General features: G+C 70.7%; 26 protein-coding genes and 1 other RNA gene. 15 read left to right on the top strand and 12 right to left on the bottom strand.

Annotated elements, in window-relative coordinates:
• Positions 1–12: 12 nt before the first annotated feature.
• The 5 genes from ACS3YM_RS05915 to ACS3YM_RS05895 form a co-directional block, all read right to left on the bottom strand.
• Entirely contained in the window at positions 13–651 is a 639-nt protein-coding gene (locus ACS3YM_RS05915; RefSeq protein ID WP_439939841.1) for a SatD family protein, read from the bottom strand.
• Positions 652–703: 52 nt separating this feature from the next.
• Positions 704–3,694, bottom strand: coding sequence for a bifunctional [glutamine synthetase] adenylyltransferase/[glutamine synthetase]-adenylyl-L-tyrosine phosphorylase (locus ACS3YM_RS05910; RefSeq protein WP_439939146.1), 2,991 nt, complete (start codon positions 3,692–3,694; stop codon positions 704–706).
• A complete protein-coding gene (locus ACS3YM_RS05905) occupies positions 3,691–4,404 on the bottom strand; it encodes a type 1 glutamine amidotransferase (RefSeq protein WP_439939145.1) in 714 nt (237 codons plus the stop codon). Before ACS3YM_RS05905 ends, ACS3YM_RS05910 begins: the two co-directional genes overlap by 4 nt.
• Before the next feature lie 7 nt (positions 4,405–4,411).
• Positions 4,412–5,758, bottom strand: coding sequence for a glutamine synthetase family protein (locus ACS3YM_RS05900; RefSeq protein ID WP_439939144.1), 1,347 nt, complete (start codon positions 5,756–5,758; stop codon positions 4,412–4,414).
• 65 nt (positions 5,759–5,823) lie between these two features.
• Positions 5,824–7,866, bottom strand: coding sequence for an NAD(+) synthase (locus ACS3YM_RS05895; RefSeq protein ID WP_439939143.1), 2,043 nt, complete (start codon positions 7,864–7,866; stop codon positions 5,824–5,826).
• Positions 7,867–7,990: 124 nt separating this feature from the next.
• On the opposite strand from ACS3YM_RS05895, the gene ACS3YM_RS05890 reads away from it, so the two are divergent.
• From ACS3YM_RS05890 to panB, 3 genes are all read left to right on the top strand, one after another.
• Entirely contained in the window at positions 7,991–8,878 is an 888-nt protein-coding gene (locus ACS3YM_RS05890) for a GNAT family N-acetyltransferase (protein ID WP_439939142.1), read from the top strand.
• A 39-nt stretch (positions 8,879–8,917) separates the two neighbouring features.
• Positions 8,918–10,096, top strand: coding sequence for a PQQ-dependent sugar dehydrogenase (locus ACS3YM_RS05885; RefSeq protein ID WP_439939141.1), 1,179 nt, complete (start codon positions 8,918–8,920; stop codon positions 10,094–10,096).
• A 116-nt stretch (positions 10,097–10,212) separates the two neighbouring features.
• Positions 10,213–11,067, top strand: a complete 855-nt coding sequence (gene panB / locus ACS3YM_RS05880; protein WP_439939140.1) for a 3-methyl-2-oxobutanoate hydroxymethyltransferase — start codon at positions 10,213–10,215, stop codon at positions 11,065–11,067.
• Between the two features lie 12 nt (positions 11,068–11,079).
• Here panB and ACS3YM_RS05875 read toward each other — a convergent pair whose 3' ends face one another.
• Complete coding sequence (locus tag ACS3YM_RS05875; protein ID WP_439939139.1) at positions 11,080–11,358, bottom strand: hypothetical protein; 279 nt, start codon at positions 11,356–11,358, stop codon at positions 11,080–11,082.
• A gap of 73 nt (positions 11,359–11,431) precedes the next feature.
• On the opposite strand from ACS3YM_RS05875, the gene ACS3YM_RS05870 reads away from it, so the two are divergent.
• Positions 11,432–11,998, top strand: a complete 567-nt coding sequence (locus ACS3YM_RS05870; RefSeq protein WP_439939138.1) for a hypothetical protein — start codon at positions 11,432–11,434, stop codon at positions 11,996–11,998.
• On the opposite strand, the gene ACS3YM_RS05865 is transcribed toward ACS3YM_RS05870, so the two are convergent.
• Complete coding sequence (locus ACS3YM_RS05865; RefSeq protein WP_439939137.1) at positions 11,999–12,223, bottom strand: hypothetical protein; 225 nt, start codon at positions 12,221–12,223, stop codon at positions 11,999–12,001.
• Between ACS3YM_RS05865 and map the strand changes: the two genes are divergently transcribed.
• The 11 genes from map to ACS3YM_RS05810 all read left to right on the top strand — a co-directional run bounded on the left by map (position 12,222) and on the right by ACS3YM_RS05810 (position 20,486).
• The gene (map, locus tag ACS3YM_RS05860) at positions 12,222–13,094 is read left to right on the top strand and encodes a type I methionyl aminopeptidase (RefSeq protein ID WP_439939136.1); all 873 of its coding nucleotides are present in this window, start codon (positions 12,222–12,224) and stop codon (positions 13,092–13,094) included. The two genes, ACS3YM_RS05865 and map, sit on opposite strands and share 2 nt — an antisense overlap.
• Before the next feature lie 13 nt (positions 13,095–13,107).
• Positions 13,108–13,475, top strand: an RNA gene (rnpB, locus tag ACS3YM_RS05855) — RNase P RNA component class A.
• A 987-nt stretch (positions 13,476–14,462) separates the two neighbouring features.
• The gene (locus tag ACS3YM_RS05850) at positions 14,463–15,584 is read left to right on the top strand and encodes a glycosyltransferase family 4 protein (protein ID WP_439939135.1); all 1,122 of its coding nucleotides are present in this window, start codon (positions 14,463–14,465) and stop codon (positions 15,582–15,584) included.
• Between the two features lie 163 nt (positions 15,585–15,747).
• Positions 15,748–16,197 carry a hypothetical protein gene (locus ACS3YM_RS05845; protein ID WP_439939134.1) on the top strand — a complete coding sequence of 150 codons (450 nt, stop codon included), beginning with the start codon at positions 15,748–15,750 and terminating at the stop codon, positions 16,195–16,197.
• A 507-nt stretch (positions 16,198–16,704) separates the two neighbouring features.
• Positions 16,705–17,175 carry a DUF5994 family protein gene (locus tag ACS3YM_RS05840; RefSeq protein ID WP_439939133.1) on the top strand — a complete coding sequence of 157 codons (471 nt, stop codon included), beginning with the start codon at positions 16,705–16,707 and terminating at the stop codon, positions 17,173–17,175.
• A gap of 2 nt (positions 17,176–17,177) precedes the next feature.
• Entirely contained in the window at positions 17,178–17,426 is a 249-nt protein-coding gene (locus tag ACS3YM_RS05835) for a hypothetical protein (protein ID WP_439939132.1), read from the top strand.
• Positions 17,427–17,464: 38 nt separating this feature from the next.
• Positions 17,465–17,785: a hypothetical protein gene (locus ACS3YM_RS05830; RefSeq protein WP_439939131.1), complete on the top strand. Its 321-nt coding sequence runs from the start codon at positions 17,465–17,467 to the stop codon at positions 17,783–17,785.
• A 396-nt stretch (positions 17,786–18,181) separates the two neighbouring features.
• A complete protein-coding gene (locus tag ACS3YM_RS05825; RefSeq protein ID WP_439939130.1) occupies positions 18,182–18,316 on the top strand; it encodes a hypothetical protein in 135 nt (44 codons plus the stop codon).
• Positions 18,313–19,455, top strand: a complete 1,143-nt coding sequence (locus tag ACS3YM_RS05820) for a N(5)-(carboxyethyl)ornithine synthase (protein WP_439939129.1) — start codon at positions 18,313–18,315, stop codon at positions 19,453–19,455. Before ACS3YM_RS05825 ends, ACS3YM_RS05820 begins: the two co-directional genes overlap by 4 nt.
• A 123-nt stretch (positions 19,456–19,578) precedes the next feature.
• Positions 19,579–19,803: a hypothetical protein gene (locus ACS3YM_RS05815; protein WP_439939128.1), complete on the top strand. Its 225-nt coding sequence runs from the start codon at positions 19,579–19,581 to the stop codon at positions 19,801–19,803.
• A gap of 167 nt (positions 19,804–19,970) precedes the next feature.
• On the top strand, positions 19,971–20,486 hold the full coding sequence (locus ACS3YM_RS05810) for a DUF5994 family protein (protein WP_439939127.1): 516 nt from the start codon (positions 19,971–19,973) through the stop codon (positions 20,484–20,486).
• A gap of 349 nt (positions 20,487–20,835) precedes the next feature.
• Here the strand turns inward: ACS3YM_RS05810 and ACS3YM_RS05805 are convergent, their stop codons facing one another.
• The 5 genes from ACS3YM_RS05805 to ACS3YM_RS05785 all read right to left on the bottom strand — a co-directional run bounded on the left by ACS3YM_RS05805 (position 20,836) and on the right by ACS3YM_RS05785 (position 25,275).
• Complete coding sequence (locus tag ACS3YM_RS05805; RefSeq protein WP_439939126.1) at positions 20,836–21,744, bottom strand: TIGR03086 family metal-binding protein; 909 nt, start codon at positions 21,742–21,744, stop codon at positions 20,836–20,838.
• 13 nt (positions 21,745–21,757) lie between these two features.
• A complete protein-coding gene (locus ACS3YM_RS05800; protein WP_439939125.1) occupies positions 21,758–22,765 on the bottom strand; it encodes a phosphotransferase family protein in 1,008 nt (335 codons plus the stop codon).
• Positions 22,766–22,830: 65 nt separating this feature from the next.
• The gene (locus ACS3YM_RS05795) at positions 22,831–23,217 is read right to left on the bottom strand and encodes a cupin domain-containing protein (RefSeq protein WP_439939124.1); all 387 of its coding nucleotides are present in this window, start codon (positions 23,215–23,217) and stop codon (positions 22,831–22,833) included.
• A gap of 113 nt (positions 23,218–23,330) precedes the next feature.
• On the bottom strand, positions 23,331–24,650 hold the full coding sequence (locus tag ACS3YM_RS05790) for a sensor histidine kinase (RefSeq protein WP_439939123.1): 1,320 nt from the start codon (positions 24,648–24,650) through the stop codon (positions 23,331–23,333).
• Complete coding sequence (locus tag ACS3YM_RS05785) at positions 24,643–25,275, bottom strand: response regulator transcription factor (protein WP_439939122.1); 633 nt, start codon at positions 25,273–25,275, stop codon at positions 24,643–24,645. Before ACS3YM_RS05785 ends, ACS3YM_RS05790 begins: the two co-directional genes overlap by 8 nt.
• Positions 25,276–25,325 lie beyond the last annotated feature (50 nt).

The following is a 25,325-nucleotide window of genomic DNA, read 5'->3' as shown; positions in this document are numbered from 1 at the left end:
CCTGCTCCTCCTTCAGACGGCCCGGACCAATTCGTCGGCGGCCAGGAGGACGCCGATCCCGTCCGCACGGATCCTCTGCGACACCGCAGACGGACTGATGTGCAGGTCCTCGGCGATCTCCTGCTGCTGCCTGCCCCTCATCAGACCATCCAGCACCGACATGGACCGTTGCGACAGGCTGGAGACGAGGTGGTCCCTCCCCATCAGGGCGGCGTTCACCAGGGCCGGGTCGGGCCCCGGCTCGTCGTCGGCGGCGACGTACGCCGTGCGCACCGCGCGCAGCGGCGCCTTGCGCTCGTAGGCCTCGACCGTCTCGATCGCGGCCCGGGCGGCCCACCAGCCGGGACCGTCCTCCACGCGCGGAGCCTCCGACAGCACGAGCACGCGGCCCCAGCCGATGCCCTGTCGCACGTCGACGTCGGGCAGGAGTGCCACCCGCAGGCGGAGCGTGGCGGCGATCGCGGCACCGAGGCTCGCGAAGATGCCCTGGAACTCGTCCCCGACCGTGACGCGCAGCGGCACCGGGGGCGCGTACGCCTCGTTGACGGCTGCGAGTGCCTGCTCGAGACGCCCGTGCACGACGCCCCGGTCCTTGGTCCGGCGCGAGCCCACCAGGTCACCGATGAGGGTCACTGAAGGATCAGCCTTCATGTCAGTCACATGAAGACCATACCTTCTTTCAGCCTCGATGAAGCAATAGTGTTCATTCCCAGAAGACGCGTTCCACGACCGTGTGGGCCCGCCGGGTGGTCCGGAGGTAGTCGTTGACCATCTGGTCGGAGGACCCCTGAGGGTAGCCCAGCACCCGCGCCACCGCTGCCCGCTCACGGGCGTCGCGCGGCAGCTGGTCGGCGGGCTTGCCCCGCACCAGGGTGACCGCGTTGCGGACCCGGCTGACCAGGCGCCAGGCCTCGGCCAGCGTCTCGGCGTCGGCCTCCGGGATGAGGCCCGCGGCGGCTGCCGCCTCGAGCGCCGGGAGGGTCTGGGGCGTCCGCAGGCCCTCGACCTTCCCGGCGTGGCGCATCTGCAGCAGCTGCACGGTCCACTCGACGTCGGCGAGTCCCCCGCGGCCGAGCTTGAGGTGGGTGTGGCGGTCGGCGCCGCGCGGCAGCCGCTCCTCGTCCACGCGCGCCTTGATCCGACGGACCTCGACCACGTCGTCCTCCGAGATCCCCTCGGCGGGGAAGCGCAGGGGGTCGATCAGCTCGGTGAAGCGTGCGCGCAGGTCGTCGTCGCCGGCGACCGCGTCGGCGCGCAGCAGGGCCTGGAACTCCCAGACGTGCGACCACTTGGCGTAGTAGGCCGCGTAGGACTCCACCGTGCGGACCATCGGCCCGGTCTTGCCCTCCGGGCGCAGGTCGGGGTCCACCTCCAGCGGTGGGTCGCTGGCGGGCAGGGACAGCAGCCGCCGGACCTCCGAGACCACCGCCTGCGCGAACGACGCGGCCACCTGCGGCTCGACGCCGTCGGCCGGCTCGTGGACGAACATCACGTCCGCGTCGCTGCCGTAGGACAGCTCGAAGCCGCCGTAGCGACCCATCGCGATGACGGCGATGGCGCTCGGCGCGGCCTCGAGCCCGCGCTGCTCGCGCACCGCCTCCGTGGCGACGTCCAGGGTGGCCTGCAGGGTGGCGTCGGTGAGCCGGCTCAGACCCTGCCCGACCAGCGCCACGTCGGTGCCGGCCACCAGCTCGCCGCAGGCGATGCGCAGCAGCTCGCGACGGCGTACGGCCCGGACCGCGCCGACCGCCGCCTCCGGCGACTCTGCGCGCTCGACGAGGGCCTGCATCTCCGCGAGGGCCGCCTCGGCGCTCACCGGGACCAGCGACTCCCCCAGCATCTTCACGCCCTGGGGCTCGCGCTCGAGCAGGTCGGTGGCGTAGCGCGAGGTGCCGAGGACGTACGCCAACCGCTGGGCCACCTCGCCCTCGTCGCGCAGGAACCGCAGGTACCAGGGCGTACGGCCCAGGCTCTCGCTGAGTCGCCGGAAGCCCCACAGCCCGGCGTCGGGATCGGGCGAGTCGGCGAACCACTCCAGCATCACCGGGAGCAGCGTCCGCTGGATGTCGGAGGTGCGCGAGACCCCGCTCGTCAGCGCCTCGAGGTGGCGCAGCGCGGCCTTGGGGTCGGCGTACCCGAGGGCGGCGAGCCGCGCCTCCGCGGCCTCCAGCGAGAGGCGGGCCTCGGGGCCCGCGAGCTTGGCGACCGCGCCGAGCAGCGGCCGGTAGAAGAGCTTCTCGTGCAGCCGGCGCACCTCGCGGCGGTGGTAGCGCCACTGCTTGTCGAGCTGGGCGGCCGGCTCGGAGAAGAGACCCAGCGACCGGCCCAGCCGGCGCAGCGAGGCATCGTCCTCCGGCAGCACGTGGGTGCGCCGGAGCTGGTGGAGCTGGATGCGGTGCTCGAGGGTGCGGAGGAAGGAGTAGGCCTCGTGGAGCTTCTCGCCGTCCTCCCGGCCGACGTAGCCGCCCTGCGTGAGCCGGTCGAGCGCGCTCAGCGTGGCGCCCTCGCGCAGCGTGGGATCGGCGCGGCCGTGCACGAGCTGGAGCAGCTGCACCGCGAACTCGACGTCGCGCAGCCCTCCCGAGCCGAGCTTGATCTGCCGCTCCGCCTCGTGGGCCGGGATGTGCTCGACCACCCGGCGGCGCATGGCCTGCACGTCGGCCACGAAGCCCTCGCGCTCGGCGGCGCTCCACACCATCGGCTCGATGACCTCGAGGTAGTCCTGCCCGAGGGCGAGGTCGCCGGCGACCGGGCGGGCCTTGAGCAGCGCCTGGAACTCCCAGGTCTTGGCCCACTTCTCGTAGTAGCCGCGGTGGCTCGCGAGCGTGCGGACCAGCGGCCCCTGGCTGCCCTCGGGCCGCAGGTTGGCGTCGACCGGCCAGATGGTGCCCTCGCGGGTGTGGTCGGAACAGATCCGCATCAGGTGCGAGGCCAGCTGCGTGGCGGCCCGGAGCGCGACCCCGTCGTCGGCACGCTCCCCCGACTCCAGCTCGGCCGGCTCGTAGACGTAGACCACGTCGACGTCGGAGATGTAGTTGAGCTCGTGGCCGCCGCACTTGCCCATCGCGATGACGGCGAGCCGGGCCGACGCGTACGCCTCGACGCGGGCGCGTGCGACGGCGAGGGCCGCCTCGAGCGTCGCGGCCGCGAGGTCGGAGATCTCGGCCGCCGCGTCGTCGAGGCTGACGTGGTGGGCGAGGTCGCGGGCGGCGAGGCGGAGCAGGATCCGGCGGTACTCCACGCGCAGCGCGTCCACGGCCTCCGCGTCGGGCAGCCCGGCCACGGGCTGGTCGCTGCTCGGGTCGGCGCCGACGGCGGCCAGCATCGCCTCGCGCACGGCGTACGCCGCGGCGCGCGTGGTGCCGAGGGTGGGGTCGGTGAGCTCGCGCCAGTGGTCGGGGTGCCGCACGAGGTGGTGGGTCAGCGCGGCGCTGGCGCCCAGCACGCAGCACAGCCGCATGGCCGTGCCCTCGTCGTCGGCGACCTCCTCGAGCATCGCGGCGCCGGCGCCCTCGGACTCCTCGTCGAGGGCGTCGACCAGCCGCAGCAGCCCGTCCAGCGCGGCGTCGGGGTCGGCGGTCGCGGCAAGCGTGTCGGTCAGCGGTCCACCGGCCTCGCCGAGGCGCTCGATGCCGCGCGCCGCCGCGGCGCCGTCGACGAAGCCCAGGCGCACGAGCCTGCCGTGGGAGCTCATCGGCCCTCACCGGCCACGGCCGCGAAGCGTGCGACCAGCGGCCGCCAGTGCGCGATCAGCACCTCGTCGTCGATCTCGGCGAGCACCGCGGCCTGGTCGAGGCCCAGCGCGACGTGCTCGTCCCGGTCGGACTCGGCCCAACGGGTCACGATCGCTGCGTCGACCTCGGGGTGCGCCTGGATCCCCCACGCCCGCGGCCCGAAGCGGGCGACCTGCACCTCCCCGCCCGGGGTGCGCGCCAGCACCACGGCGCCCTCGGGGAGCGAGACCACGATGTCGTTGTTCCAGTGGACGGCCACCTCGGCGCCGGTCCGCGCGGCGGCCCACGCGTCGTCGGCGGCCTCCGCCGTCCAGCCGACGGGCTGCATGCCGACGGTCTGGCCCCGGGGGTTGCGCTCGACGGTGCCGCCGAGCGCGACGGCCATGACCTGGTGCCCCAGGCAGATGCCGAGCAGCGGCGTCCCTGCCGCGACCGCGTCGCGGATCTCGGCCTTGAGCGGCGTCAGCCACGGATGCGCCTCGTCGTCGTGGGCACCCATGTCGCCGCCCATCACCAGCACGGCGTCGTACGACGTCAGGCGCGGCAGCGCGTCGCCCGCGTAGGGGCGGCACACCTCGAGCGTGCAGCCGGCCTCCGCCAGCCACTCCCCGACCAGCGCGGGCGGACAGGACTCCTGGTGCTCGACGACGAGGATCTTCGGGCTGCTCACTGCGAGCTCAGAGGACGGGGAGCATCCGGTCGCGCTCGTAGGCGGAGACCTGGGTGCGGTACTCCTCCCACTCCGCGCGCTTGTTGCGCAGGAAGAAGTCGAAGACGTGCTCACCGAGCGTCTCGGCCAGCAGCTCGGAGTCCTCGGCGATCCCGATCGCGTCGAACAGGCTGCGCGGCAGCGGCGCGATGCCGAGCGCCTTGCGCTCGCGCTCGGTGAGCGACCAGACGTCGTCCTCGGCCTCGCGGGGCAGCTCGTAGCCCTCCTCGATCCCCTTCATGCCGGCGGCCAGGACGACGGCGAAGGCGAGGTAGGGGTTGCAGGCGGCGTCGACGGTGCGCAGCTCGATGCGGGTCGACTGGCCCTTGTTGGGCTTGTACATCGGCACCCGGATCATCGCGGAGCGGTTGTTGTGGCCCCAGCAGATCGACGACGGCGCCTCGCCGCCGCCGAGCAGCCGCTTGTAGGAGTTGACCCACTGGTTGGTGACCACGCTGATCTCGCTGGCGTGGCGCAGGATGCCGGCGATGAACTGCCGCCCGGTCTTGGACAACTGGTACTGCGCGCCGGCCTCGAAGAAGGCGTTGCGGTCGCCCTCGAAGAGCGACACGTGGGTGTGCATGCCCGAGCCCGGGTGCGTGGTGAACGGCTTGGGCATGAAGGACGCCCAGATGTCCTGGCCCAGCGCCACCTCCCGCACCACCGTGCGGAAGGTCATGATGTTGTCGGCCGTGGTGAGCGCGTCGGCGTAGCGCAGGTCGATCTCCTGCTGCCCCGGACCACCCTCGTGGTGGCTGAACTCCACCGAGATGCCCATCGCCTCGAGCATCGTGATCGCCTCGCGGCGGAAGTCGGAGCCGCGCGACTGGGCGGTGTGGTCGAAGAACCCGCTGCGGTCGACCGGCTGCGGCTCCTCGCCCTTCCCGGGCACGTCCTTGAACAGGTAGAACTCGATCTCGGGGTGGGTGTAGAAGGTGAAGCCCTTGTCGGCCGCGGCGCTCAGCGTGCGCTTCAGGACGTGGCGCGGGTCGGCGTACGACGGGCTGCCGTCGGGCATCACGATGTCGCAGAACATCCGGGCCGTCGCCGGGCCGCCGTCCTCGCCCGTGCGCCACGGGAGGATCTGGAACGTCGACGCGTCAGGGTGGGCGAGCATGTCGGACTCGTAGACGCGGGCGAAGCCCTCGATCGCCGAGCCGTCGAAGCCGATGCCCTCCTCGAAGGCGTTCTCGAGCTCCGCCGGGGCGACGCTCACGCTCTTGAGGAACCCGAGCACGTCGGTGAACCACAGCCGGACGAACCGGACGTCACGCTCCTCGAGCGCGCGGAGTACGAAGTCCTCTTGCTTGCCCATGGCACCACCCTAGGGGTCACGCACGGCGCGACCCGCACGTGACCACGCCGGCCGGTCAGCGACGCTCAGGAGGTCGGCACGTCCCGCTCGATCTCGGCCAGCCAGGCCGTGGCCCTGGCGTCGCTCGGCATCCGCCAGTCGCCGCGCGGGCTCATCGTTCCGATGGCGCTGACCTTCGGACCGTTGGGCAGGGCGGAGCGCTTGAACTGGTTGGCGAAGAAGCGCTTCATGAAGACCTGCATCCAGGTGCGGACCTCGTCGAGGGTGTACGCCACCCGCGCGTCGGCGGGGAAGCCCGGGGGCCACTCCCCTGCGTCGAGGTCCTTCCACGCGTGCCAGGCCAGGAAGGCGATCTTGCGCGGGCGGAAGCCGTGGCGCACCACGAGCGCAAGCGTGAAGTCCTGGAGGTTGTAGGGACCGACGGTGTCCTGGGTCGCCTGCGGCTTCTTGCCGTCCTCGATGGGGATCAGCTCGGGGGTGATCTCCTGCTCGAGGATCTCGGCGAGCACCTCGTTGGCCGCCTCCTCGAACTCGCCGTGGCTGATCACCCAGCGGATCAGGTGCTGCACCAAGGTCTTCGGCACGCCCGCGTTGACCGAGTAGTGCGACATCTGGTCGCCGACGCCGTAGGTGCACCAGCCGAGCGCGAGCTCGGACAGGTCCCCGGTGCCGACCACGATGCCGCCGCGCTGGTTGGCGAGGCGGAAGAGGTAGTCGTAGCGCAGGCCGGCCTGGACGTTCTCGAAGGTGACGTCGTAGACCTTCTCGCCCCGGGAGTAGGGGTGGCCCATGTCCGTCAGCATCTGCTCGGCAGCCGGCCGGATGTCGAGCTCCTCGAAGGTGACGCCGAGCGCCTCCGACAGCCGCGTGGCGTAGCCCTTCGTCGTCGACCCGGTCGCGAAGCCGGGCATCGTGAAGGCGAGGACATCGCTGCGCGGGCGGCCCAGGCGGTCCATCGCCTTGCACGCGACGATGAGGGCGTGGGTCGAGTCGAGCCCGCCGCTGACGCCGATGACGGCCTTGGGCGTGCCGATCGCGTTGAGCCGCTGCTCCAGGCCGGACACCTGGATGTTGTAGGCCTCGTAGCAGTCGAGCTCCAGCCGCTCCGGGTCGTCGGGGACGAACGGGTAGCGGTCGACCTTGCGCAGCAGCCCGACGTCGCCGGCCGGCGGCGCGAGCTCCCACTCGACGGTGCGGAAGCGGTGGACCCGCTCGTGGTGCGTGCGCCGGTTGTCGTCGAACGTGCCCTGCCGCAGCCGTTCCTGGCGCACCAGGTCGAGGTCGACGTCGACGACCGTGCGGCGCGGCCCGTCGGGGAAGCGCTCGCTCTCGCCGAGGAGCGTGCCGCACTCGTAGACCATCGTCTGGCCGTCCCAGCTGAGGTCGGTGGTCGACTCGCCCTGACCGGCCGCGGCATAGACGTACGCCGCCGCGCACCGCGCGCTCGCACTGCGGACCAGCAGCCGCCGGTCCTCCGCGCGCGCGACGGTGATCGGTGAGCCGCTGAGGTTGGCCAGCACGGTGGCGCCGGCGAGGGCGGCCTCGGCGCTGGGCGGCACCGGCACCCACATGTCCTCGCAGACCTCGACGTGGAGGTCGAGGCCGGGCACGTCGAGGCAGCGGAAGATCAGGTCCGGGCCGAAGCGGGCCTCCTGCCCGGCGACCGTGATCCACTCGAGCTCGCGGTCGTCGCCGGGGGCGAACCAGCGGCGCTCGTAGAACTCGCGGTAGTTGGGCAGGTACGCCTTGGGCGCGACACCGAGCACCTGGCCGCGGTGCACCACGCCCGCGCAGTTGTAGACCCGGTTGCCCTGCACGATGGGCGCCCCGATGACCAGCGCGGTCATCAGGTCGGCGCTGGCCGCGACGATCTCGCCGATCGCCTCCTGCACCCCGTCGAGCAGGGTGTCCTGGAGGAAGAGGTCGTCGACCGAGTAGCCGGTCAGGCACAGCTCCGGGAAGACAGCGACCGCGACGTGGTCGTCGTGGCAGGCCCGGGCCTGCTCGATCACCGCGGCGGCGTTGGCGGCGGGGTCGGCGAGGTGCACCGGCAACGTGCACGCAGCGATCCGCGCGAAGCCCTGGGCGTAGGCGGAGTAGAAGTCCACGCCGTCACTCTAGGGATCCTGTTCCTCGGCCCGGGGTAGTCCACCGGGAAACGGTCGGCTGAAGGGCCGTACGACGACCAGAACCCGGTGGACTACCCGGGCAGGAAACAGGCAGGCTCCCGCCATGGCCCTCGACATCAGCCCCTGCGTCACCGACGACGACTACGAGGCCTGGCGCCAGGTGCGGATCGCGATCCTGCCCTACGAGCGGACCGTCTCGGTCGCGGAGCTGCGCGAGGCCGAGTCGCCCGAGCGACTGATGGTGCTGGCCCGTGAGGACGGCGTCGTCGTCGGCCACGGCCTGTCCGACCGTGCGGACAGCGCGGGTGCCGGCTCGGTGATCCCCCGCGTCCTTCCCGAGCACCGCCGTCGCGGCCACGGCACCGCTCTGCTGGAGCACCTCATCGAGCACGTCGCCACCCTGGGGCTCCCGATGCTCCGGGCCGGCGCCGACGACGACGGCTCCCTGGCCTTCGCGCAGCGCTTCGGCTTCACCGAGGTCAACCGGGAGGTCGAGCAGACCTACCGCATCGACGGGCCTGTCACGCCCACGCCGGTCCCCGACGGCATCGACGTCGTCACCGCTCAGGAACGTCCCGGCCTCTGGGAGGCGGCCTACGAGCGCTTCGGGCTGGAGGCGATCGCCGGTCTCGCCGTCGACACCCCGCTCGAGGTCAGCCCGGAGAACTGGGTGCGCGAGTGGCTCGGTGACCCGATGTTCCTGGCGCTGGCCGAAGGCGAGGTCGTCGGCTGCGCGGGGCTCGGGCTCGACCCCGACAACCCGACGCGTGCGGAGAACCTGCTCACCGCCGTGCGCGGCGACCACCGCGGCACGGGCATCGCGGTGCACCTCAAGCTGCTCGCCCTGGCGTGGGCGGCCGACCACGGGATCACCGAGGTCTACACGTGGACCCAGGACGGCAACGCGGCCATGCGTGCGCTCAACACCAAGCTGGGCTACGCCACCACCCGGGTCGGCATCCAGCTCGCCCGGCCGCTGCGGCGCGACTGAGCCTTTACCGTCGCCGCAGCGCCCCGTAGCGTCGCGGACGTGCGCCTCGTGCTCCGCACCACCTCGCTGTCCCTGTCCCTCGCCGCCCTCACTGGTGGCCTGCTCGCCGGGCTCGCGCCGTCGGTTGCCGACGACGCGCCACCGGATCGGGTGACGACCGCGTCGTCCGAGCCCGTCGGGCGTTGGGCGCCAACGCTGCGCGTGCGGACCGTCGCCCGGAGGCTCGAGCACCCGTGGGACGTCCAGCAAGGCCCCGGCGGCAGGCTGCTGGTGTCGGAGCGCGACCGCGCCCGCGTGAGCGTCGTACGTGCTGGGAGGCGGCGGACGCTCGCCGACCTGTCGGCGTCGGTCTGGGTCTCGGGCGAGACCGGGTTGATGTCGCTGGCCGTGGACGCCGGGTCGCGCACGCTGTGGGCCTGCCACGGCGCGACGAAGGGCGGCAACCACGTCCAGGTCACCCGCTGGCGGGTGGACGCGAGGTGGCGCACGCTGTCCCACCGGCGCACCGTCGTCTCCGGGCTCCCCTCCAGCTCCGGGCGACACGGAGGCTGCCGGCTGCTGCTCGACCGCGACACCGACGCCCTCCTCGTCGGCACCGGCGACGCCGCGGTCGGCACCAACCCGCGCGACCTCGACTCGCTCGGCGGCAAGGTGCTACGGGTCCACCGGCGCACCGGCGCACCGATGGGCACCAACCCCTTCGGCGACGCCGACGGTCCGCGCCGGTTCGTGTGGACGTACGGGCACCGCAACGTCCAGGGCCTGGCCCAGCGCCGCGACGGATCGGTCTGGTCGGTGGAGCACGGCAGCTACCGCGACGACGAGGTGAACCTGCTCGTGCCCGGCGGCGACTACGGGTGGAACCCGGTGCCCGGCTACGACGAGTCGGTGCCGATGACCGACCAGTCGCTGCCCGGGGTGCAGCAGGAGGCGAGGTGGTCGTCCGGGGAGCCGACGATCGCGACGTCCGGTGCCGCCTGGGTGCGCGGCTCGCAGTGGGGCTCGCTGCAGGGCACGCTCGCCGTGGCTGCGCTCAAGGGGTCGGAGATGCTCTTCCTGCGCTTCGACACCGCCGGCAGCCTGGTCTCGGTGACGCGACCGGACGAGCTGGCCCGCTTCGGCCGGCTGCGCTCGGTCACCGCGGCGCGCAACGGCGACCTGCTGGTCACCACCGACAACGGCACCGGCGACCGGGTCCTGCGCGTCTCCCCGCGCTGACCTCGACCCTCCGGCGTGACCACCACCACAGCGCCGTACCCACTGGTCCAGGACTAGCCTGAGGAACGGTCCGTGGACTCCATCAGGGAGCCGCGAGATGACGAGGAGCACGACACATGTCCCAGCCTGAAGAGACCGCCCCCTACGGCTCCGGCCCCGCCGCACCCGCCGCCCCGGTGAAGCGCGTCCGCACCCATCACCTGCGGGAGATGAAGGAGCGCGGCGAGAAGATCACCATGCTCACGGCGTACGACATGTACACCGCGGCCACCTTCGACGAGGCCGGCATCGACCTGCTCCTGGTGGGCGACTCGGCCTCCAACAACGTCCTCGGCAACGAGACCTCGCTGCCGATCACGGTCGACGAGCTGCTCCCCCTCACCCGAGCGGTGTCGCGGTCGGTGAAGCGCTCGATGGTCGTCGGCGACCTGCCCTTCGGCAGCTACCAGGCCTCGCCCGAGCAGGGCTACCTCACCGCCGTCCGCTTCATGAAGGAAGCCGGCGCGCACGCGGTGAAGCTCGAGGGCGGCGCCGAGATGGCACCGGTCATCGAGAAGTGCACCCGCGGCGGCATCCCCGTCATGGCGCACATCGGCTTCACCCCGCAGTCCGAGCACACCCTCGGTGGCTACCGCGTCCAGGGCCGCGGCGACGCCAGTGACCTGGTCATCGCCGACGCCCGTGCGGTGCAGGAGGCGGGTGCCTTCGCCGTCGTCATGGAGATGGTGCCCGGCGACGTCGCCGAGCAGATCAGCAAGGAGCTGACCATCCCCACCATCGGCATCGGCGCCGGCGTCGGCTGCGACGGCCAGGTGCTGGTGTGGCAGGACGCGTTCGGCCTGCGCACCGGTCGGATGGCGCGCTTCGTCAAGCAGTACGCCGACGTGCACGGCGTGCTGCTCGAGGCGGCCAGGGCGTACGCCGACGACGTGCGCGGCGGCACCTTCCCCGGGCCCGAGCACACGTTCTGACTCACACGGCGCTCAGGCCCAGTCGAGGAGCCTGGCGCCGCCCACCACCGTCGCCAGCCAGACGACCGCCACCACGACCGGGAGCAGCGCGACCGCTCTCGGCCGGGTGGTGAACCAGGTGATCGCGAGCAGCAGCGCCACCAGCCAGAGCACGACCAGCAGCGAGATCGCCCACCACGGCGCGCCCACCGCCACCGGGGTCGCGCCGATGAGGAACGCGACGCAGGCCAGCCCGACCAGGCCGACGAACGGCCAGGGCGAGAGCGGCTCACGGACCGTGGACTGAGGCACGCCGACACGCTAACGGTGACAACGGCTCCGGGTCGCGGCAGGATCAGCCTTCCACCGACGCGAGGAGTGTGCTGTGAGCGAGACCCCGGTCAGCAGGACGACGGCCAAGAAGGCTCCCGCGAAGAAGGCGCCTGCCACGAAGGCGACGCCTGCGAAGAAGGCCACGGCGACGAGGAAGACCGCTGCGGCGAAGAAGGCTCCCGGCAAGAAGACCGCTCCGGCGACGAAGACCGCTGCGGCCAGGAAGACGACCGCGAAGAAGGCACCAGCCAAGAAGGCTCCCGCCACCAAGTCGACGGCCAGGAAGACCGCGCCCGCCAAGAAGGCCACCGCGCCGAGCAGCGCGACCACCGCGCCGAAGCCGGTCGCGACGGCTGCCCGGAAGTCCCCTGCCGAGCGGGCCGTCGACATGGGCGCCCAGGCCATCGGCACGGCTGCCCTCATCCAGAAGGTCGCCCAGGACACGGCCGAGCGCGTCGCCGCCGAGACCGCTGCGCGCGTCAGCCAGCAGTACGAGGCGGCGATCTCCGAGCTCACCAAGGCCCTTGAGAAGAACACCAGGCGGGCGCTGAAGAGCGTGCGCGCCGCCGCCGACATCGCTCAGTCGGCCTCGCCGGTCAAGGCCAAGAAGAAGAAGTGATCAGCTGTCCGGCGTGCCGTCGGTGAGGCCGTCGCCAGACCCGGCGCCGTTGTCGTTCCACTTGGGGTCGTTGTCCCAGACCTCGTTGCGCTCCTGGACCTTCTCCAGCGCCCGGGAGGCCTCCTCGGACGAGCTGTAGGGACCGAGGCGGTCGGCGTTCTTGCAGCCGTCGTGCCCCTCGACCGTGTGGTGGGTCAGGCAGAACCAGTATTCGTTCTCGCTCATGCGCCGAAACTACACTCGGCCCGTGCCAGTCGTATCCCCCGCAGAGGTGTCTGCGCGTCGTTCCGTGCCCGCCCACATCGCCCGTCCGGAGTACGTCGACCAGCCGGCGCCCGAGCGGTTCACCGGCGAGGAGGTCAAGGACGCCGAGACGATCGAGCGGATGCGGGTCGCCGGGCGCCTGGCCGCGCAGGCACGCGAGCTCGTCGGCTCGCACGTCGTGCCCGGGGTGACCACCGACGAGCTCGACCGCATCGGCCACGAGTTCCTCTGCGACCACGGCGCCTACCCCTCCACCCTCGGCTACCGCGGCTTCCCCAAGTCGCTGTGCTCGAGCGTCAACGAGGTGATCTGCCACGGGATCCCCGACTCCCGGGTCGTGGAGGACGGCGACATCGTCAACATCGACATCACGGCCTTCATCGGCGGCGTGCACGGTGACACCAACGCCACCTTCCTCGCCGGCGACGTCGACGAGGAGTCGCGACTGCTCGTCGAGCGCACCCACGAGGCCCTCGACCGGGCGATCAAGGCGGTCAAGCCCGGACGGCGGGTCAACATCATCGGCCGGGTGATCGAGGCCTACGCACGGCGCTTCGGCTACGGCGTCGTACGCGACTTCACCGGCCACGGCATCGGCACCGCGTTCCACTCCGGGCTGATCATCCCGCACTACGACGACGAGCGCTTCGACGACGAGATCCGCGTCGGGATGACCTTCACCATCGAGCCGATGCTCAACCTCGGCACCCCCGACTACGACATGTGGGACGACGGCTGGACCGTCGTCACCAAGGACCGCCGCCGCTCCGCGCAGTTCGAGCACACCCTCCTCGTCACCGAGGATGGCGCCGAGGTCCTCACCCACCCCTAGACTCGATCTCGAGTGGGTCGGCCGGGCGGCCGCGGCTCGTCACCTCGGTGGCGGGTCGAGGAAGGTCCGGGCTCCACAGGGCAGGGTGGTGGCCAACAGCCACCCGGGGAAACCCGCGGGATCAGTGCCACAGAGAACAGACCGCCTCCCGGCTTGCCGGGCGGTAAGGGTGAAACGGTGGTGCAAGAGACCACCAGTGCGCCGGGCGACCGGCGCAGCTAGGCAAACCCCACCCGGAGCAAGATCAGACAGGATGCGTTCGAGGGCGGCCCGCCCGAGCATCCGGGTAGATCGCACCAGGCGGCCGGCAACGGTCGTCGCAGATGGATGGTCGCCCCCGCACCAGCGGGACAGAACCCGGCCTACAGGCCGGCCCACTCCTCAGCTCGGCGCGCCGCCGAACTGGATCCGTCTGCCTCGGATCGCAGCGTGCCCGAAGGTGTCCCTGCCGATGAACTGCACAGCGCCGCCTGTCGGGCCCGACTCAGTGTGACCCGTGCTCCGTGGTGAGCCGCGTCGTGATCTGGTCGATCTGCGAGAGTCGTTCGGGCGTCTCGGCTCGCCCGCTCGGTCCTGAGCTCCACAATATTGTCGACGGCCTGGTGATGACACCGGCCCACGGTGGGCGGCCGGCCGTGACCGCACCGGTCGTCTCGGGGGCGAACCGGAAGGTCATGTGCGAATGCCTCGCGGCCAGCGGTCTGTGTAGCCGCGAGGATCGAACCTCACCGCCCCAAGCAGTTGCCCCCTGCGCGACTGCCGGTCCGGGTCCTGGAGTCGGCGTGCGAGATCGATCAGCACCTCGACTGAGGATCGTGTCTCGCTCATCGGAGGAACATACGCCCACTCACGGCGCACGTCAGGTGCTTACGTCAGCTGGCCAACGGCGACCTGCGGCGCAGTCGATACTCCGACGCGCCCGTCACCAGCCTCGATCCTGGGCCGCACCGGCGCCGGTCAAGGCACGAGGCTCCTGTCAACAAGGCGCCCGCACTCGCCACCCGGACTGCTGGGTACGACGGATCAGGCCGCTCCGGCAGCCCGCGGAACCTCAGCGGCTCAGACCCGGGGGCTCAAGACGCGGGCACCCGGACCGGCACCCAGCGGCCTCCTGGGTGGAGACGCAAGACGTGGCGCACGAGTGTGGTGGCAGTCGATAAGTCGCCGCAGGGGGCAGTCTCGCGACGGCGCGCGCCCGTTGCTGCGCTAGGCTTGCGTCACTACTGCAGGCGGTAGGCCGATGCCTCGGCTACGGGGCGCTCGCGCACTGGCGCCTGTAGCGACGGCAGGTGGTGACGCGATGCTCTCGCGCCCCAGCACGGCACAATCCCCTCCGTACTCACGGCCTGTGTTCACCTCTGGCTCGTCGTGATCTCGTTCGTGTGGTCGCCCGGTGAAGCGTTGCCGGCGGGCACCGGAGGCTCAGAGAACTTCACGGTCGGCCAGGTCCGAGAGCTGAACAGGCGCGGCGTCGAGGCGCGCGTGGTGACGGTGGGTGTCGGAATGTCCGACGGGCGCGAACAGTTTGATGACGTGCCGTTCCACTCCGTCGAGGTCCTCGACGACCTGAGTCGTCTCGACGACACCGTGGTCTTCGTGAGCCAGGCCCCTCCCGTCCCGACGAGACATCCCGCCTACCAGATCCTCCACGTTCCTCCGCCCCTGCGTGACCACGAACGGCTGGCCGTGACCGCAGGGACCCGCGATCGGACGTTGATCGCAACCAGCCGCTTCGCCGCGCGCCTGTGGTCGGATTTTCTCGACGTCAGCCTCGAGACCGTGCACGTGGTGCATCCGTTCGCGGAGCCGGCGTTCGCCGTCCAGTCCCGCCCGGAGCATTCCGGCCCGACAAGGGTGCTCTACGCGGGTCGGCTGACGCCGGAGAAGGGGATCTTCACCCTGCTCTCCATCCTCCACACCGACCTGTTCGAGGGCCCCCAGATGTCGGTCACCGTCACGCGCGCAGGATCCGACAAGCCACACGGTGCGATCATCGAGCGAATGCTCGCCACGAACCCGCGCCTCAATCTGGTAGCGGCACGACGCACGCCAGCCGGCATGGCCGAGCTCCTCGCAGAGCACGACATCGTGGTCATGCCCTCCAACAGCCAGTACTGGCACGAGACGTTCGGCATCCTCTCCATCGAAGCGCAGCACGCCGGGTGCCGCGTCATCGCCTCGGACGACGGCGGACTACCCGAGACCGATTGCGGCGCACTCGCACTCGTTGCCCCGGACGACGCCGAGGCGCTGGCCCGCGGCATCCTCGCCGCGCAGCGCCTGGGACCGGTTCCTTCTCATGTTCGACAGCAGGCGGCGCGAGGGTTCACGGTCTCCGCTTCAGTTGACAGCCTGCTCGAAGTCCTCCACGCGACGCCGGCCTCCACCCCGTGGGCCGTCCTTCAGGACCTCGAAACCCTGGCGGCGCTGCCGTCCATCGCCCCTCCGCACGAACGATCGAGCCCTGACGACCTTCCGATGGGGGTCTAGCCCTGACCCCGTGCCGCCCGTCCCGTGAGCCTCCACCACCCTAGGGAAATACATCATGCCCGGATCCCGTCCCACGTCCAGCACCGCATCTACGACCCCCGGAACCACCCCAGCAGACACCCCCGGGACAATCTCAGCGACGACCTCTGCAGCGGCTACCTGGGTGAGGCGGCGAGATGGCAACGCGGCGGACGTCCACTACCTCGAGGAGGCGCGCGCCGCGCTCGGGCCGATCATGGCGGCAAGCAGGGACATTGCCGCCTCCGGGCGCAGCCACCACGTGCGTGCGCTAGCTCGGCTGACACTTGCCGAGCAGGCTGACCAACTCGCCGCGATCACGGCAGCGCTGAGCGCGTGGGGCCAGCTGGACGGCCGTAGCACGTCCACGCCGTTCCCCGACGCGATCCCCGAGCTGCACAGCACGGATCAGGACCGAGACTTCGCCGACCACCTGACAGCGCACGCCCACGCCTCGCTTGCATCGGCGCGCGCCGAGATGATCGCCGGCGCCAGCCCGACGGCCCGGTCCATCGCCAAGGAAGCCATCCACGCACACTACCGACGTCTGGCCGCGATCAGCCTCCTCTTCCCGCCGACGACGTCGCGACCCTGACCACACCCAAGGGTCGCGCATTGCCCCCGTGCGGCCCGGACAAGCCGCCCCTCCGGTCTCCCTCTCAGCGACTCGTGGAGCTCGACGGAGCAAGGCCACGCCGGCATCGGGTCGATCGCAACGCCGCGCGATCGCAATTCTGCCGCTGTCCTGACCGCCACCCGTCGTCCGTCGCGTACGGACCCTCGCAACCTCCTCCGCGGCACGGGCGCACGAGGCACGAAGATCGTGTGGCAATCCGAGGACCGCTCGGGCCATGGCTCCGCTCCGGATGTCAGCCCGCGCGACACTGGCAGCGGAACCCTCCAGCTCACGGCTCGAAGGCGCGACGAGGACGGCGTATCCCGACTTGGTGACCCGGCGTAGGTTTGGTTCGACTGACCGGAGATGAGGCCTCCACCCGGACGCCCTGTTGCCGGTCGAGAGGCGGACGTCGTGTCGACGTCAAACGATCGCGTTCCCGTATCCGTACCCGCGTCGCCAAGCCGTTCTCAGCTACGACTTCGCATGGCCGAGCACCCAGGCAAGCAGATTCTGGACGGCGGTTGGTGGCCTCGAACCGGCGACCTGGCCGTAGAACTGGCCGACCTGGTGGACCACTTCCCGGCGCAGTCAGGTCGGATCGCCCGCGCGTTGGTCTCTCCACCCGACTGGGATTCCACGCCACGCATCGTTCGGGTCGCCGGTCGCTACGTGAAGGTGGGCGCCTTCCCCGGCGACGATACCCATCTCATCCTGCTCACGACGTCGGACCGGCGCACCCTCCACGTCTTGGTCGTCCCACCCACATTCACCCCTGACCAAGGCGACGGGGCCCTCCAAGCGTCTGTCAAGACCGGGAATGGCCATACGGCCACCGAAGTCCTCCAGAAAGCGGCGGGCCATCCCGGCATCGACCCCGCAGGACACTGGAGCGACGACGGCGGATCGTGGCGGGCACCAGCGTGGGGTAAGCCTCCGTCGCGAAGGGGTGAATGACCGTGGCCTATCTGCTTCTCTACGGGAACGGTTGGACCCAACGCTGGGCGATCGCCCCGGGGACCGAGGATCACATCCGCACCGAGATAGCCAAGATCGGTACGCCCAGCACTGGGCAGTTGACCGTCGTCGATCCCGGTTCCGATTCCGAAGTCACACTCTGGGTGGCGTGGGCGCTTGTTGCCGCCGCCGTGATGCTTGACGGAGCATCCCGATCGGCCGAGGAGGGGCCGTCGGGCCAGTACGCCTGACGGGCACCCCAGGAACAAGTTCCCCCCAGGAGCCAGCGATGAAGTTCGTCATCGAGACGAATCTGGCAAGCGAGCCTGCATGGTGGCTGCTCGACGACGACAACCGAGTCGTCGCCTGGGCCGGGCGCGCTTACCCGAGTCTCGCCTACGCCGATCAGGCCGCTCATGACTTCCGCCTGAACGCCGACGACCCTGACTACCGGGTCCAGGTCAACACTGCTGGTAGCTGGCAGTGGACTGCTTGGCGACCGGAGGGGATCCGCGTCGCCGTTTCGGGAGACCGGTTCAGCAGCGAAGCGGCTGCCCGCTCCGCGGCCAGACGAGTGCAGCAGCAGGCCTGCACCGCCATAGGCCCATGACCGTGGGTCGCCTCGGGTCGCGGCGAGCCCGTGGGACCACGGAGAGGACGGGCTCGCGGAACGCGCCCTGCAGATGCCTGAGCAAGGCCTCGTCGGCGTGGAAGCGATCGCGTCACACTTCGAGGACTCCAGCATCCCCTCCGGTGCACGGGCAGCAGATCACGCAGCCATGCGACCGCGCTCGCCACGGTCATGTACCCGAGGGGCCTGGGTGTGCGTGCGGACACAGGACGAGCGGCCGGCAGGCACGCCAAGCACCCGCCCAGTCGCGGGTGTCTACCCCTGCACTCGTCGATCCGGCCATTGGCTGCGGCATTCGTCCACGCACGCCGGGCTAGGGGGGCGCGCGTAGTGTGGCCGCATGGAGCCATCCAGGCTCCCGACCAAGGGACCCCGATGAGCGACAAGTCGCCACGGCAAGGCATGTCCAAGAAGTCCGGCAAGTCCATCAAGGAGAAGCGCGCCGAGAAGCACGCCAAGGCGGCCGGGAAGAGCGACGTCCCCGACCCCATCGTGCCGAAGAAGAGGTGAACCGCCTCAGCCTCGGCGTCATCGGGACCTCCGCCAAGGAGAACGAGCATCGGCTCCCGATCCATCCGGAGCACCTGTCCCGTCTGGCTCCCGAGACCGCGCAGCGGACCACGCTCGAGCACGGCTACGCCGCGCACTTCGGAGTCAGCGACGACGAGCTGGCGCCGCACGTGGCCGGCTTCGCGTCGCGCGAGGAGATCCTGGCGGGCTCGGACGTCGTGGTGCTGCCCAAGCCACAGCACGCCGACCTGGCGGGCATGCATGCCGGCCAGGTGCTGTGGGGCTGGCCGCACTGCGTCCAGGACACGAAGCTGACCCAGCTGGCCATCGACCGCGAGCTGACCCTCATCGCGTTCGAGGCGATGAACCACTGGACGGCTGACGGCCACGTCGGTCTCCACGTCTTCCACAAGAACAACGAGCTGGCGGGCTACTGCTCGGTGCTGCACGCGATGCAGCTCATCGGCGTCACGAGTGACTACGGCCGCCGGTTGAGCGCGGTCGTGATCGGATTCGGTGCCACCGCGCGCGGCGCGGTGACCGCCCTCAAGGCGCACGGAGTCGGGGACGTCACGGTCCTGACCACGCGCGGGGTCGCGGCGGTGGGTTCGCCCATCCACTCGGTGCAGATCCGCCAGTTCGACCACGACCCGCACGAGCCCGGCGTGAGCCACGTGATCACCGATCGTGGCCGCGAGCCGCTGGCGGCGTACCTCGCCGAGTTCGACATCGTCGTCAACTGCACCTTCCAGGACACCTCTGCACCGCTGACCTACCTGCAGACCGAGGACCTCGACGCCTTCCGGCCACGCAGCCTGATCATCGACGTGTCGTGCGACGAAGGGATGGGCTTCTCCTGGGCCGTGCCCACGACGTTCGACGATCCGATGTTCACCGTCGGCGGCTGCGTCTACTACTACGCGGTGGACCACAGCCCCTCCTACCTCTGGAACTCGGCCACCTGGGAGAACAGCGAGGCGTTGCTGCCGTTCGTCGACACGGTGCTCGCCGGCCCCGACGGATGGGACGCGAACCAGACAGTCAGCCGGGCGATCGAGATCCGTGACGGCCGGATCTGCAACCCGGCGATCCTGGCGTTCCAGGGCCGGGCGACGGCGCACCCGTACCCGGTGGCCTGAGCCGCGCAGCAAAGTGAGGTCCGGGGTGACCCGGCGTAGGCTTGGCGTGACTGACCGGAGATGAGGCCTCCATCCGGACACCCGTGCCGGTCGAGAGGCGGACAGCGCCATGGACCCACGGCCATGAGCGGGATCGTGCTACGTGTCCGGCTCGTCGGCGGTGACAGCATGGATGTCATCTACGAGCATCCAGGAGCGACCACCGACGCCGAGTCGATCGACTACGTCCTGACCACGCTCTCGCACGACTCGGGCGTTCTGCGCTGCAGGCACGGCGACCGGCTGCTGGCGTTGTACGCGAGAGGTGTTTCTGCTGTCGAAGTGTCGCCACGGGGCGCCATTCTCTGAACCGCCCGAACCTCCACAGCGCGGTAACGAGCCTGCTCGCTCGTCATCCCAGTCGGATCGGGTGCCGCGGTGTCGGGAAGCAATGGGAAGACACGGGGTAGGTTGGTGACAATCACCTGCCGGGCCGGACTCGCCGAGTCCGCGGGGGCAGATCGGAAGGGGACGTCATGAGGACGTCGCCGAGAGCATCCATTCCATCGCAGGCGCTGGGCGAGCGCGTAGCACTGCGACTCCTCCTCGACAACAGCTTCCAAGAGGGTCCGATCGATGGGGCGTGGTGGCCCCAGTCCCGTGATCTTCACGTCGAGGCCGCAGATCTGGTGGACCACTTCCCGGACCTGATCGGCCGAATCGAGCGACTGCTGTTCTCCCGCCCCGACTGGGACGCCGTCAGCGGCGAACCGAGTACTCGCCGGATCCATGCCGCGCGCGGCGCAGTCGAGGTGAGCTCCTTCCCGAGCGACGACACCCACCTGGTGATCGTGACCCTGTCCTCGGGGCAACGGCTACGGCTGCTGGTGGTCCCCAGCGACACCGAGCCCGACCTGGCGTCGAGGGTCATGCAGCAGGCGGCTGATGGTCGAAACACAGATTCACCGAGCACGCTCCTCGGCTTGACGGGGCAGGACCAGAGCCACATCGGGGACGCCGTCTGGAACGACCATGCGGGCACCCACGCATAGGTCCGTACGGACGCGCGACGTCCACGAGATGAGAAACGCCGACCGCAGCGCGTACGGAAGCATCGGCGCCGTTGGTGGGTGGCGCAGTCATGAGCGAGCGTGAGGCGCCCGGTGAGCTGGTCGACCTGCGGGCTGAGGTCGACGAGGCCTGGGCCGGCGTGTTGGCTTGTCGGTCGAAGCCGGCTCGCGCACGTGTCCTGGAGTCGATCCCCGCTCAACGTCGGTTCCTAGCGGCGCTGGAGTCGTACGCGGCGGCCCTCGACGAGCACGGCTACCCGTTGCCGCATCCTCTACGTCGAGAGCTCATCGTCTACCGGTCTCTCCTTTGTCCTCCACGTTCCCACCGCGGTCAGCCCTTGACGTAGGAGAGCTTCTCGCAGACCAGCCCGTTCTCGAAGCGGATGACGTCCACGCCTCGCACGTGGCCGGAGTCCGGGCCGCCCCAGGCGTAGCGCCAGCGGACGACGGCACGCTCGCCGGACACGAAGGACTCCTCCTCGGTGAAGCTCATCCCGGGGGTGCGCATGACCTCGGTCCAGGCCGCCCGGACGGCGTCGCGTCCTTGGACGCGCTGCCCGTCGGGAGGCGGCGACGTGGACTCGAAGACGATGTCATCGGTGACCAGGGCGAGCGCGGCGTCGACGTCCCCGGCGCCGAAGGCCGCGTTGAACAGCGCCAGGGTCCGATGGTGGGGACCCCAGCCAGGGTCGCGACCGAAGCGGGCCAGCAGGTCGTGCTGGGCGTCGCCGGTGCGGGGCCGCGACGCGGCGACTGCGCCCGCCTGTCGGTAGGCCTCCTCGTTGGCGTCGAACCACTGGGCGACCGCGTGCACCAGGTGGGGATCCATGCGTGTGTCGCCTCGGGTGGCCGCGGCCAGGTCCCAGCCGTGGACCAGGTGGTCGGCGGCCAGCTGCATGGCGTACTCCTGCTTCGGCGTCTCTCCGAACGACAGATGCACCGTGTCACCGAGAGGAAGCTGGGTGGCCACTGAGGCGATCGCTTTCCGGGCAGCGGACAAGGCCGCGCCGATCTGGTCCTCGCCGAGCACGTCGCCGTCGAACTGGTCACCCACCTCGTCGATGGTCGCGCCCTCCATGAGCGGCACGGTCCAGAGGCTCTCGTAGGTGACGTGATTGACGAGGTCGCGCACCGTCCACTCGGTGCACGGCGTGGGATCTCCCCACTGGTCCTCCTTCACGGCGTTGACCCGGTCGGCGAAGAACTCGACGCTCCGGTGGTACAGCGTGTTCGCGTCCATCCTGGTGCTCCTTTCACACGAGGCCGGTCTCGAAGGCCAGCTCGGCCTGGCGCAGCCACCACGGCAGCGCCGCACGTTCGCGCTCGCGAACGGCCGGGTCGGGGTGCTCGACGATGTCGAGCGCCTTGTTCCACCCCAGCCAGCAGATCCCGGCGAGCAGACCCAGCCGCATCGCGTCGTCGTCGTACGCCGGGCCCGCGACCTCGCGCTGCAGGGCCAGCAGCCCGTCGAGCCGGGCCACGATCGTGGCGCTCGCCTCTCGCCCGACGGGGCCGAACAGCTGCGCGCACCCGGCCAGCAGTCGACCGATGTCGAACTCGGCCGGCCCCGCAGCGACCAGCCCCCAGTCGATGAGGGTGAGGCATCCGGGCCGGTCAGGTTCGAAGGCCATGTTCACGGTCGCGAGGTCGCCGTGCAGCAAGGTCGACGGCAGCGCCCGGCAGGCCGCGGCGAGAGGAGCGGTGTCCTGAGCCAGCGCGAGCACCCGCTCCCCCACCTCGCCTGGGGCGACCTCGGGCCAGTACTCCCACCCTCGCAAGGCGTAGTCGATGAGGGAGCTCCCCTCATGGGGCCGGATCCGCCGTGGCTCGAAGAGGCCGAGGAGCAGGTCGAGCGGCGTCAGCCCGTCTGGCGCGGAGCCGAGGAACGCAGCGTGCAGGTCAGCGATCGCAGCGAACATCGTCCTGGCCTGGTCGCGGCTGACGATGGACTCCCAGAGGAGGACCGCGTCACCGAGGTCCCGCATCACCAGCACACCGCGGCCGTCGTCGTACCACGCGTCGATGACCGCATGGAGCACGGTCGGGGGCAGGCGGTCGAGCACGCCTCGCTGGACGAGCTCCACCTCCCGCCCCGTCCGGTCGCCGGAGAGGCGCATGACCAGGTCCACTGTCGGGTCGAGCTGCTTGACCACGACCCGGGAGCCATCGGCCAGGGAGACGCGCTGGAGGACGGCCCCCGAACGGCCGTCGTCGTTGACCGGTGAACGGTCGAGCACGCCTCGAAGAACCTCACGGTCCATGGATTCATGGTCCTCGCCCGCGGCACGTTCGACCAGACCCTCGATCCACTCCCCCGCGTGTTGGTTCAGCGCTTGGCCGGACCTTCGACGTTCACGGTCGGGATGCCGCCACCGACCCGGGCGATGACGGCCAGAGAGGTCTCACGGCCGGGGGTCGACTCGCGGTGGACGGTCCAGGCCGGAACGTGGACGAAGTCGCCGGGACCGGCATCGAGGTAACCCTCATGACCCTCGAACTCCAGGCGTAGCACCCCCCGAACGACGTAGAGGCTCGACTCGTTGCGCTCGTGGTGGTGCCAACCCGACACCGCTCCAGGATCGGTCTCGACCTGGCCGGCCCACAGCAGCGGCAGCGCGAATGCCAGGGCACGGTTCATGCCGGGCGTGGGATCGGCCGAAGCCAGGTCGGCCGGCGTGAACACCCGTACGGGCCGAGGCAGGTCACCTCCCATGACCTCAGGGTGCCACGAGGGCGAGGTCCGCACGACCCCTCTGGCGATGGATCTTTCCGGCGCGGTGGCGGCTGAGCAGACTGACCCACTGACGACGTTCGTCGTCCGCGGTGTCAGCGACCAGGCGCGGTCCGCACCACCTCGCCGGACAACCGGTCCAACGGCACGCGGACCCATGCCCGGGCGCCACCGCCGGGAAGCCGCTCCAGGCCACTGGCTCCGCCCAGGTCGGAGACCGTGTCGGCGATGAGTCCCAGACCGTGGTCTGCGTGCAGCTCCGTCGACGAAGGCCCCTGTCCGTCGTCGGTGACGTCCACGGTGAGCACGCCCTGGGTGACGTCCACCGACACCCGGGCGTGCTTCGCATCGGCGTGACGGCGCACATTGCGCAGCCCCTCAGTGGCAACCGCCACCGCAAGGCGGCCGGCAGCATCGTCAAGTGGGTGGCTCGTCGCATGGACCTCGACTCGCAGCCCCCCTGCCCGGGCCTGGTCGGCTGCTGCCTCGAGCGACGTCCTCAGACCGACGCGTGAGGGTGACGCGACGGTCTCCCCCGCGATGACCTGCCGCAGGAAGTCCATCTGGCGCGCAAGGGTGGCAACCGCTGTGGCGAGCACGGTACGTCGTTCCGGGTCCGCTTCGTGCCGTTCGGTCGCCTCGAGCAGGAGGCGGGCCGACGCCAGCTCCGGCAGCACCGAGTCGTGCAGCTCTCGGCAGATCCGGCGACGCTCGGTCGAGGCGACGCTGAAGACGCGGTACATGGCCCTGATCGACTCCCGGTCAGCGGCGCGAACGCGGCGCGTCATACGGAGCCCCAGCAGGAAGATGAGGACACCGGCGACCACGGGCCCGGCGGTCATGGCCGGGACCAGCAGCACGGCCGCCTCGCGTTCGTGGTGCAGCAGGTCCTCGACGGGGACGTAGGCCTCGAACAGCAGCGGCACGCCGTCTGCTGACGTGAAGCCTGCGTAGACCTCGACCACCGAATCGATGCCGCGTCCGAGCCTGCGGTCGAGGATGTTCTCGTCAGCGTCGAGCTGTGTGAGCTCGGCCAGGGAGCCACCCTCGCCCAGCAGCGCGAGCGCCTTCGGGCCCAGGTCGAACTGCCGACCCACCAGCCGCGGCTCGTCGGAGTAGATCACCGTGCCGTCCGCGTCCCAGACCTTGACCCGGAGCACGAGTCCTTCGGCGATGCGCTCACGGACGAGCCTGTCCAGCCTGCGCATCCCCTTGTCCTGCTCCTCGGCGTCGGGACGCGCGTACACGTTCGGCGCGGCGATCGCACGCGCCATCCGCTCGGCCTGGTGCCCCGCGTCGTCGCGAGCCTCGCGGTGCGACGTCCAGGCGGCCAGCTGCCACCCGGCCACTGCGGAGACCACGATGACCACCAGCGCCCACGCGTAGTACCACGCGAGGTCACCTCTCTCACGCACTGCGCAAGCCTCCGGCCACGAGTCCCCGCCGCGAGCCCGCGGCGACGGCCTCGAGCTGGTTGTGCACGTCCAGCTTGCGATAGAGGCTCTTGATGTAGCCGCGGGTCGTGTGCACGCTGAGGTGCAGGTGGCCGGCGATGCGGCGTGCGTCGTACCCCTCCGCCATCAGGCCCAGGATCTCGCCCTCCCGCGGGCTCAGGAAGGTGCTGGGCCGGGCCGCGACGAGGAGGGCTGGGTCCACGGCGAACATGTCCCCGTCGCCCTTCACCGCGGACAGCAAGGTGTCGAGCGACATCGACTTGCAGAGGAGGGCTCGCGCCCCTGCATCGATGGCCCGGCGAGCCAGCTCCGGGTGCGGGTCAGCGGTGAAGAGGATGACGCGGACACCAGGGGCGAGCTGCTGGAGACGCCGGCACAGCTCGATCCCGTCGGTGTCGGGCAGCCCGACGTCGATGATCGCAGCGTCCGCCCTCTCGAGCGCGAGGATCCGCAATGCTTCCTCGCCGCTCGACGCGCTGCCGATGGGCTCCAAGTCGGGCTCCAGGCCGACCGTGCGCACCAACGCCTCGGCCAGTGTCCGCTGATCCTCGACGACCAGGACACGCAGCACACGCTTGCTCGTCAACGTAGGCATGATCCACCCCTCCACACCCGCCCCCGGACGTGAGGACGGCC

The sequence above is a fragment of the Nocardioides sp. N13(2025) genome (assembly GCF_051912545.1).
GTDB lineage: Bacteria > Actinomycetota > Actinomycetes > Propionibacteriales > Nocardioidaceae > Nocardioides.
Note: the sequence above shows the minus strand (reverse complement) of the source record. Positions and strands in the feature narration are given on the sequence as shown.

Coding starts and splice junctions, on each gene's coding strand:
- ACS3YM_RS05825 (WP_439939130.1), top strand. CDS start 18,182: ATGAGCGACAAGTCGCCACGGCAAGGCATGTCCAAGAAGTCCGGCAAG.
- ACS3YM_RS05815 (WP_439939128.1), top strand. CDS start 19,579: ATGAGCGGGATCGTGCTACGTGTCCGGCTCGTCGGCGGTGACAGCATG.
- ACS3YM_RS05830 (WP_439939131.1), top strand. CDS start 17,465: ATGAAGTTCGTCATCGAGACGAATCTGGCAAGCGAGCCTGCATGGTGG.
- ACS3YM_RS05805 (WP_439939126.1), bottom strand. CDS start 21,744: ATGGACGCGAACACGCTGTACCACCGGAGCGTCGAGTTCTTCGCCGAC.
- ACS3YM_RS05900 (WP_439939144.1), bottom strand. CDS start 5,758: ATGGGCAAGCAAGAGGACTTCGTACTCCGCGCGCTCGAGGAGCGTGAC.
- map (WP_439939136.1), top strand. CDS start 12,222: ATGCGCCGAAACTACACTCGGCCCGTGCCAGTCGTATCCCCCGCAGAG.
- ACS3YM_RS05795 (WP_439939124.1), bottom strand. CDS start 23,217: ATGGGAGGTGACCTGCCTCGGCCCGTACGGGTGTTCACGCCGGCCGAC.
- panB (WP_439939140.1), top strand. CDS start 10,213: ATGTCCCAGCCTGAAGAGACCGCCCCCTACGGCTCCGGCCCCGCCGCA.
- ACS3YM_RS05810 (WP_439939127.1), top strand. CDS start 19,971: ATGAGGACGTCGCCGAGAGCATCCATTCCATCGCAGGCGCTGGGCGAG.
- ACS3YM_RS05890 (WP_439939142.1), top strand. CDS start 7,991: ATGGCCCTCGACATCAGCCCCTGCGTCACCGACGACGACTACGAGGCC.
- ACS3YM_RS05865 (WP_439939137.1), bottom strand. CDS start 12,223: ATGAGCGAGAACGAATACTGGTTCTGCCTGACCCACCACACGGTCGAG.
- ACS3YM_RS05915 (WP_439939841.1), bottom strand. CDS start 651: ATGAAGGCTGATCCTTCAGTGACCCTCATCGGTGACCTGGTGGGCTCG.
- ACS3YM_RS05840 (WP_439939133.1), top strand. CDS start 16,705: ATGGCCGAGCACCCAGGCAAGCAGATTCTGGACGGCGGTTGGTGGCCT.
- ACS3YM_RS05910 (WP_439939146.1), bottom strand. CDS start 3,694: ATGAGCTCCCACGGCAGGCTCGTGCGCCTGGGCTTCGTCGACGGCGCC.
- ACS3YM_RS05800 (WP_439939125.1), bottom strand. CDS start 22,765: ATGGACCGTGAGGTTCTTCGAGGCGTGCTCGACCGTTCACCGGTCAAC.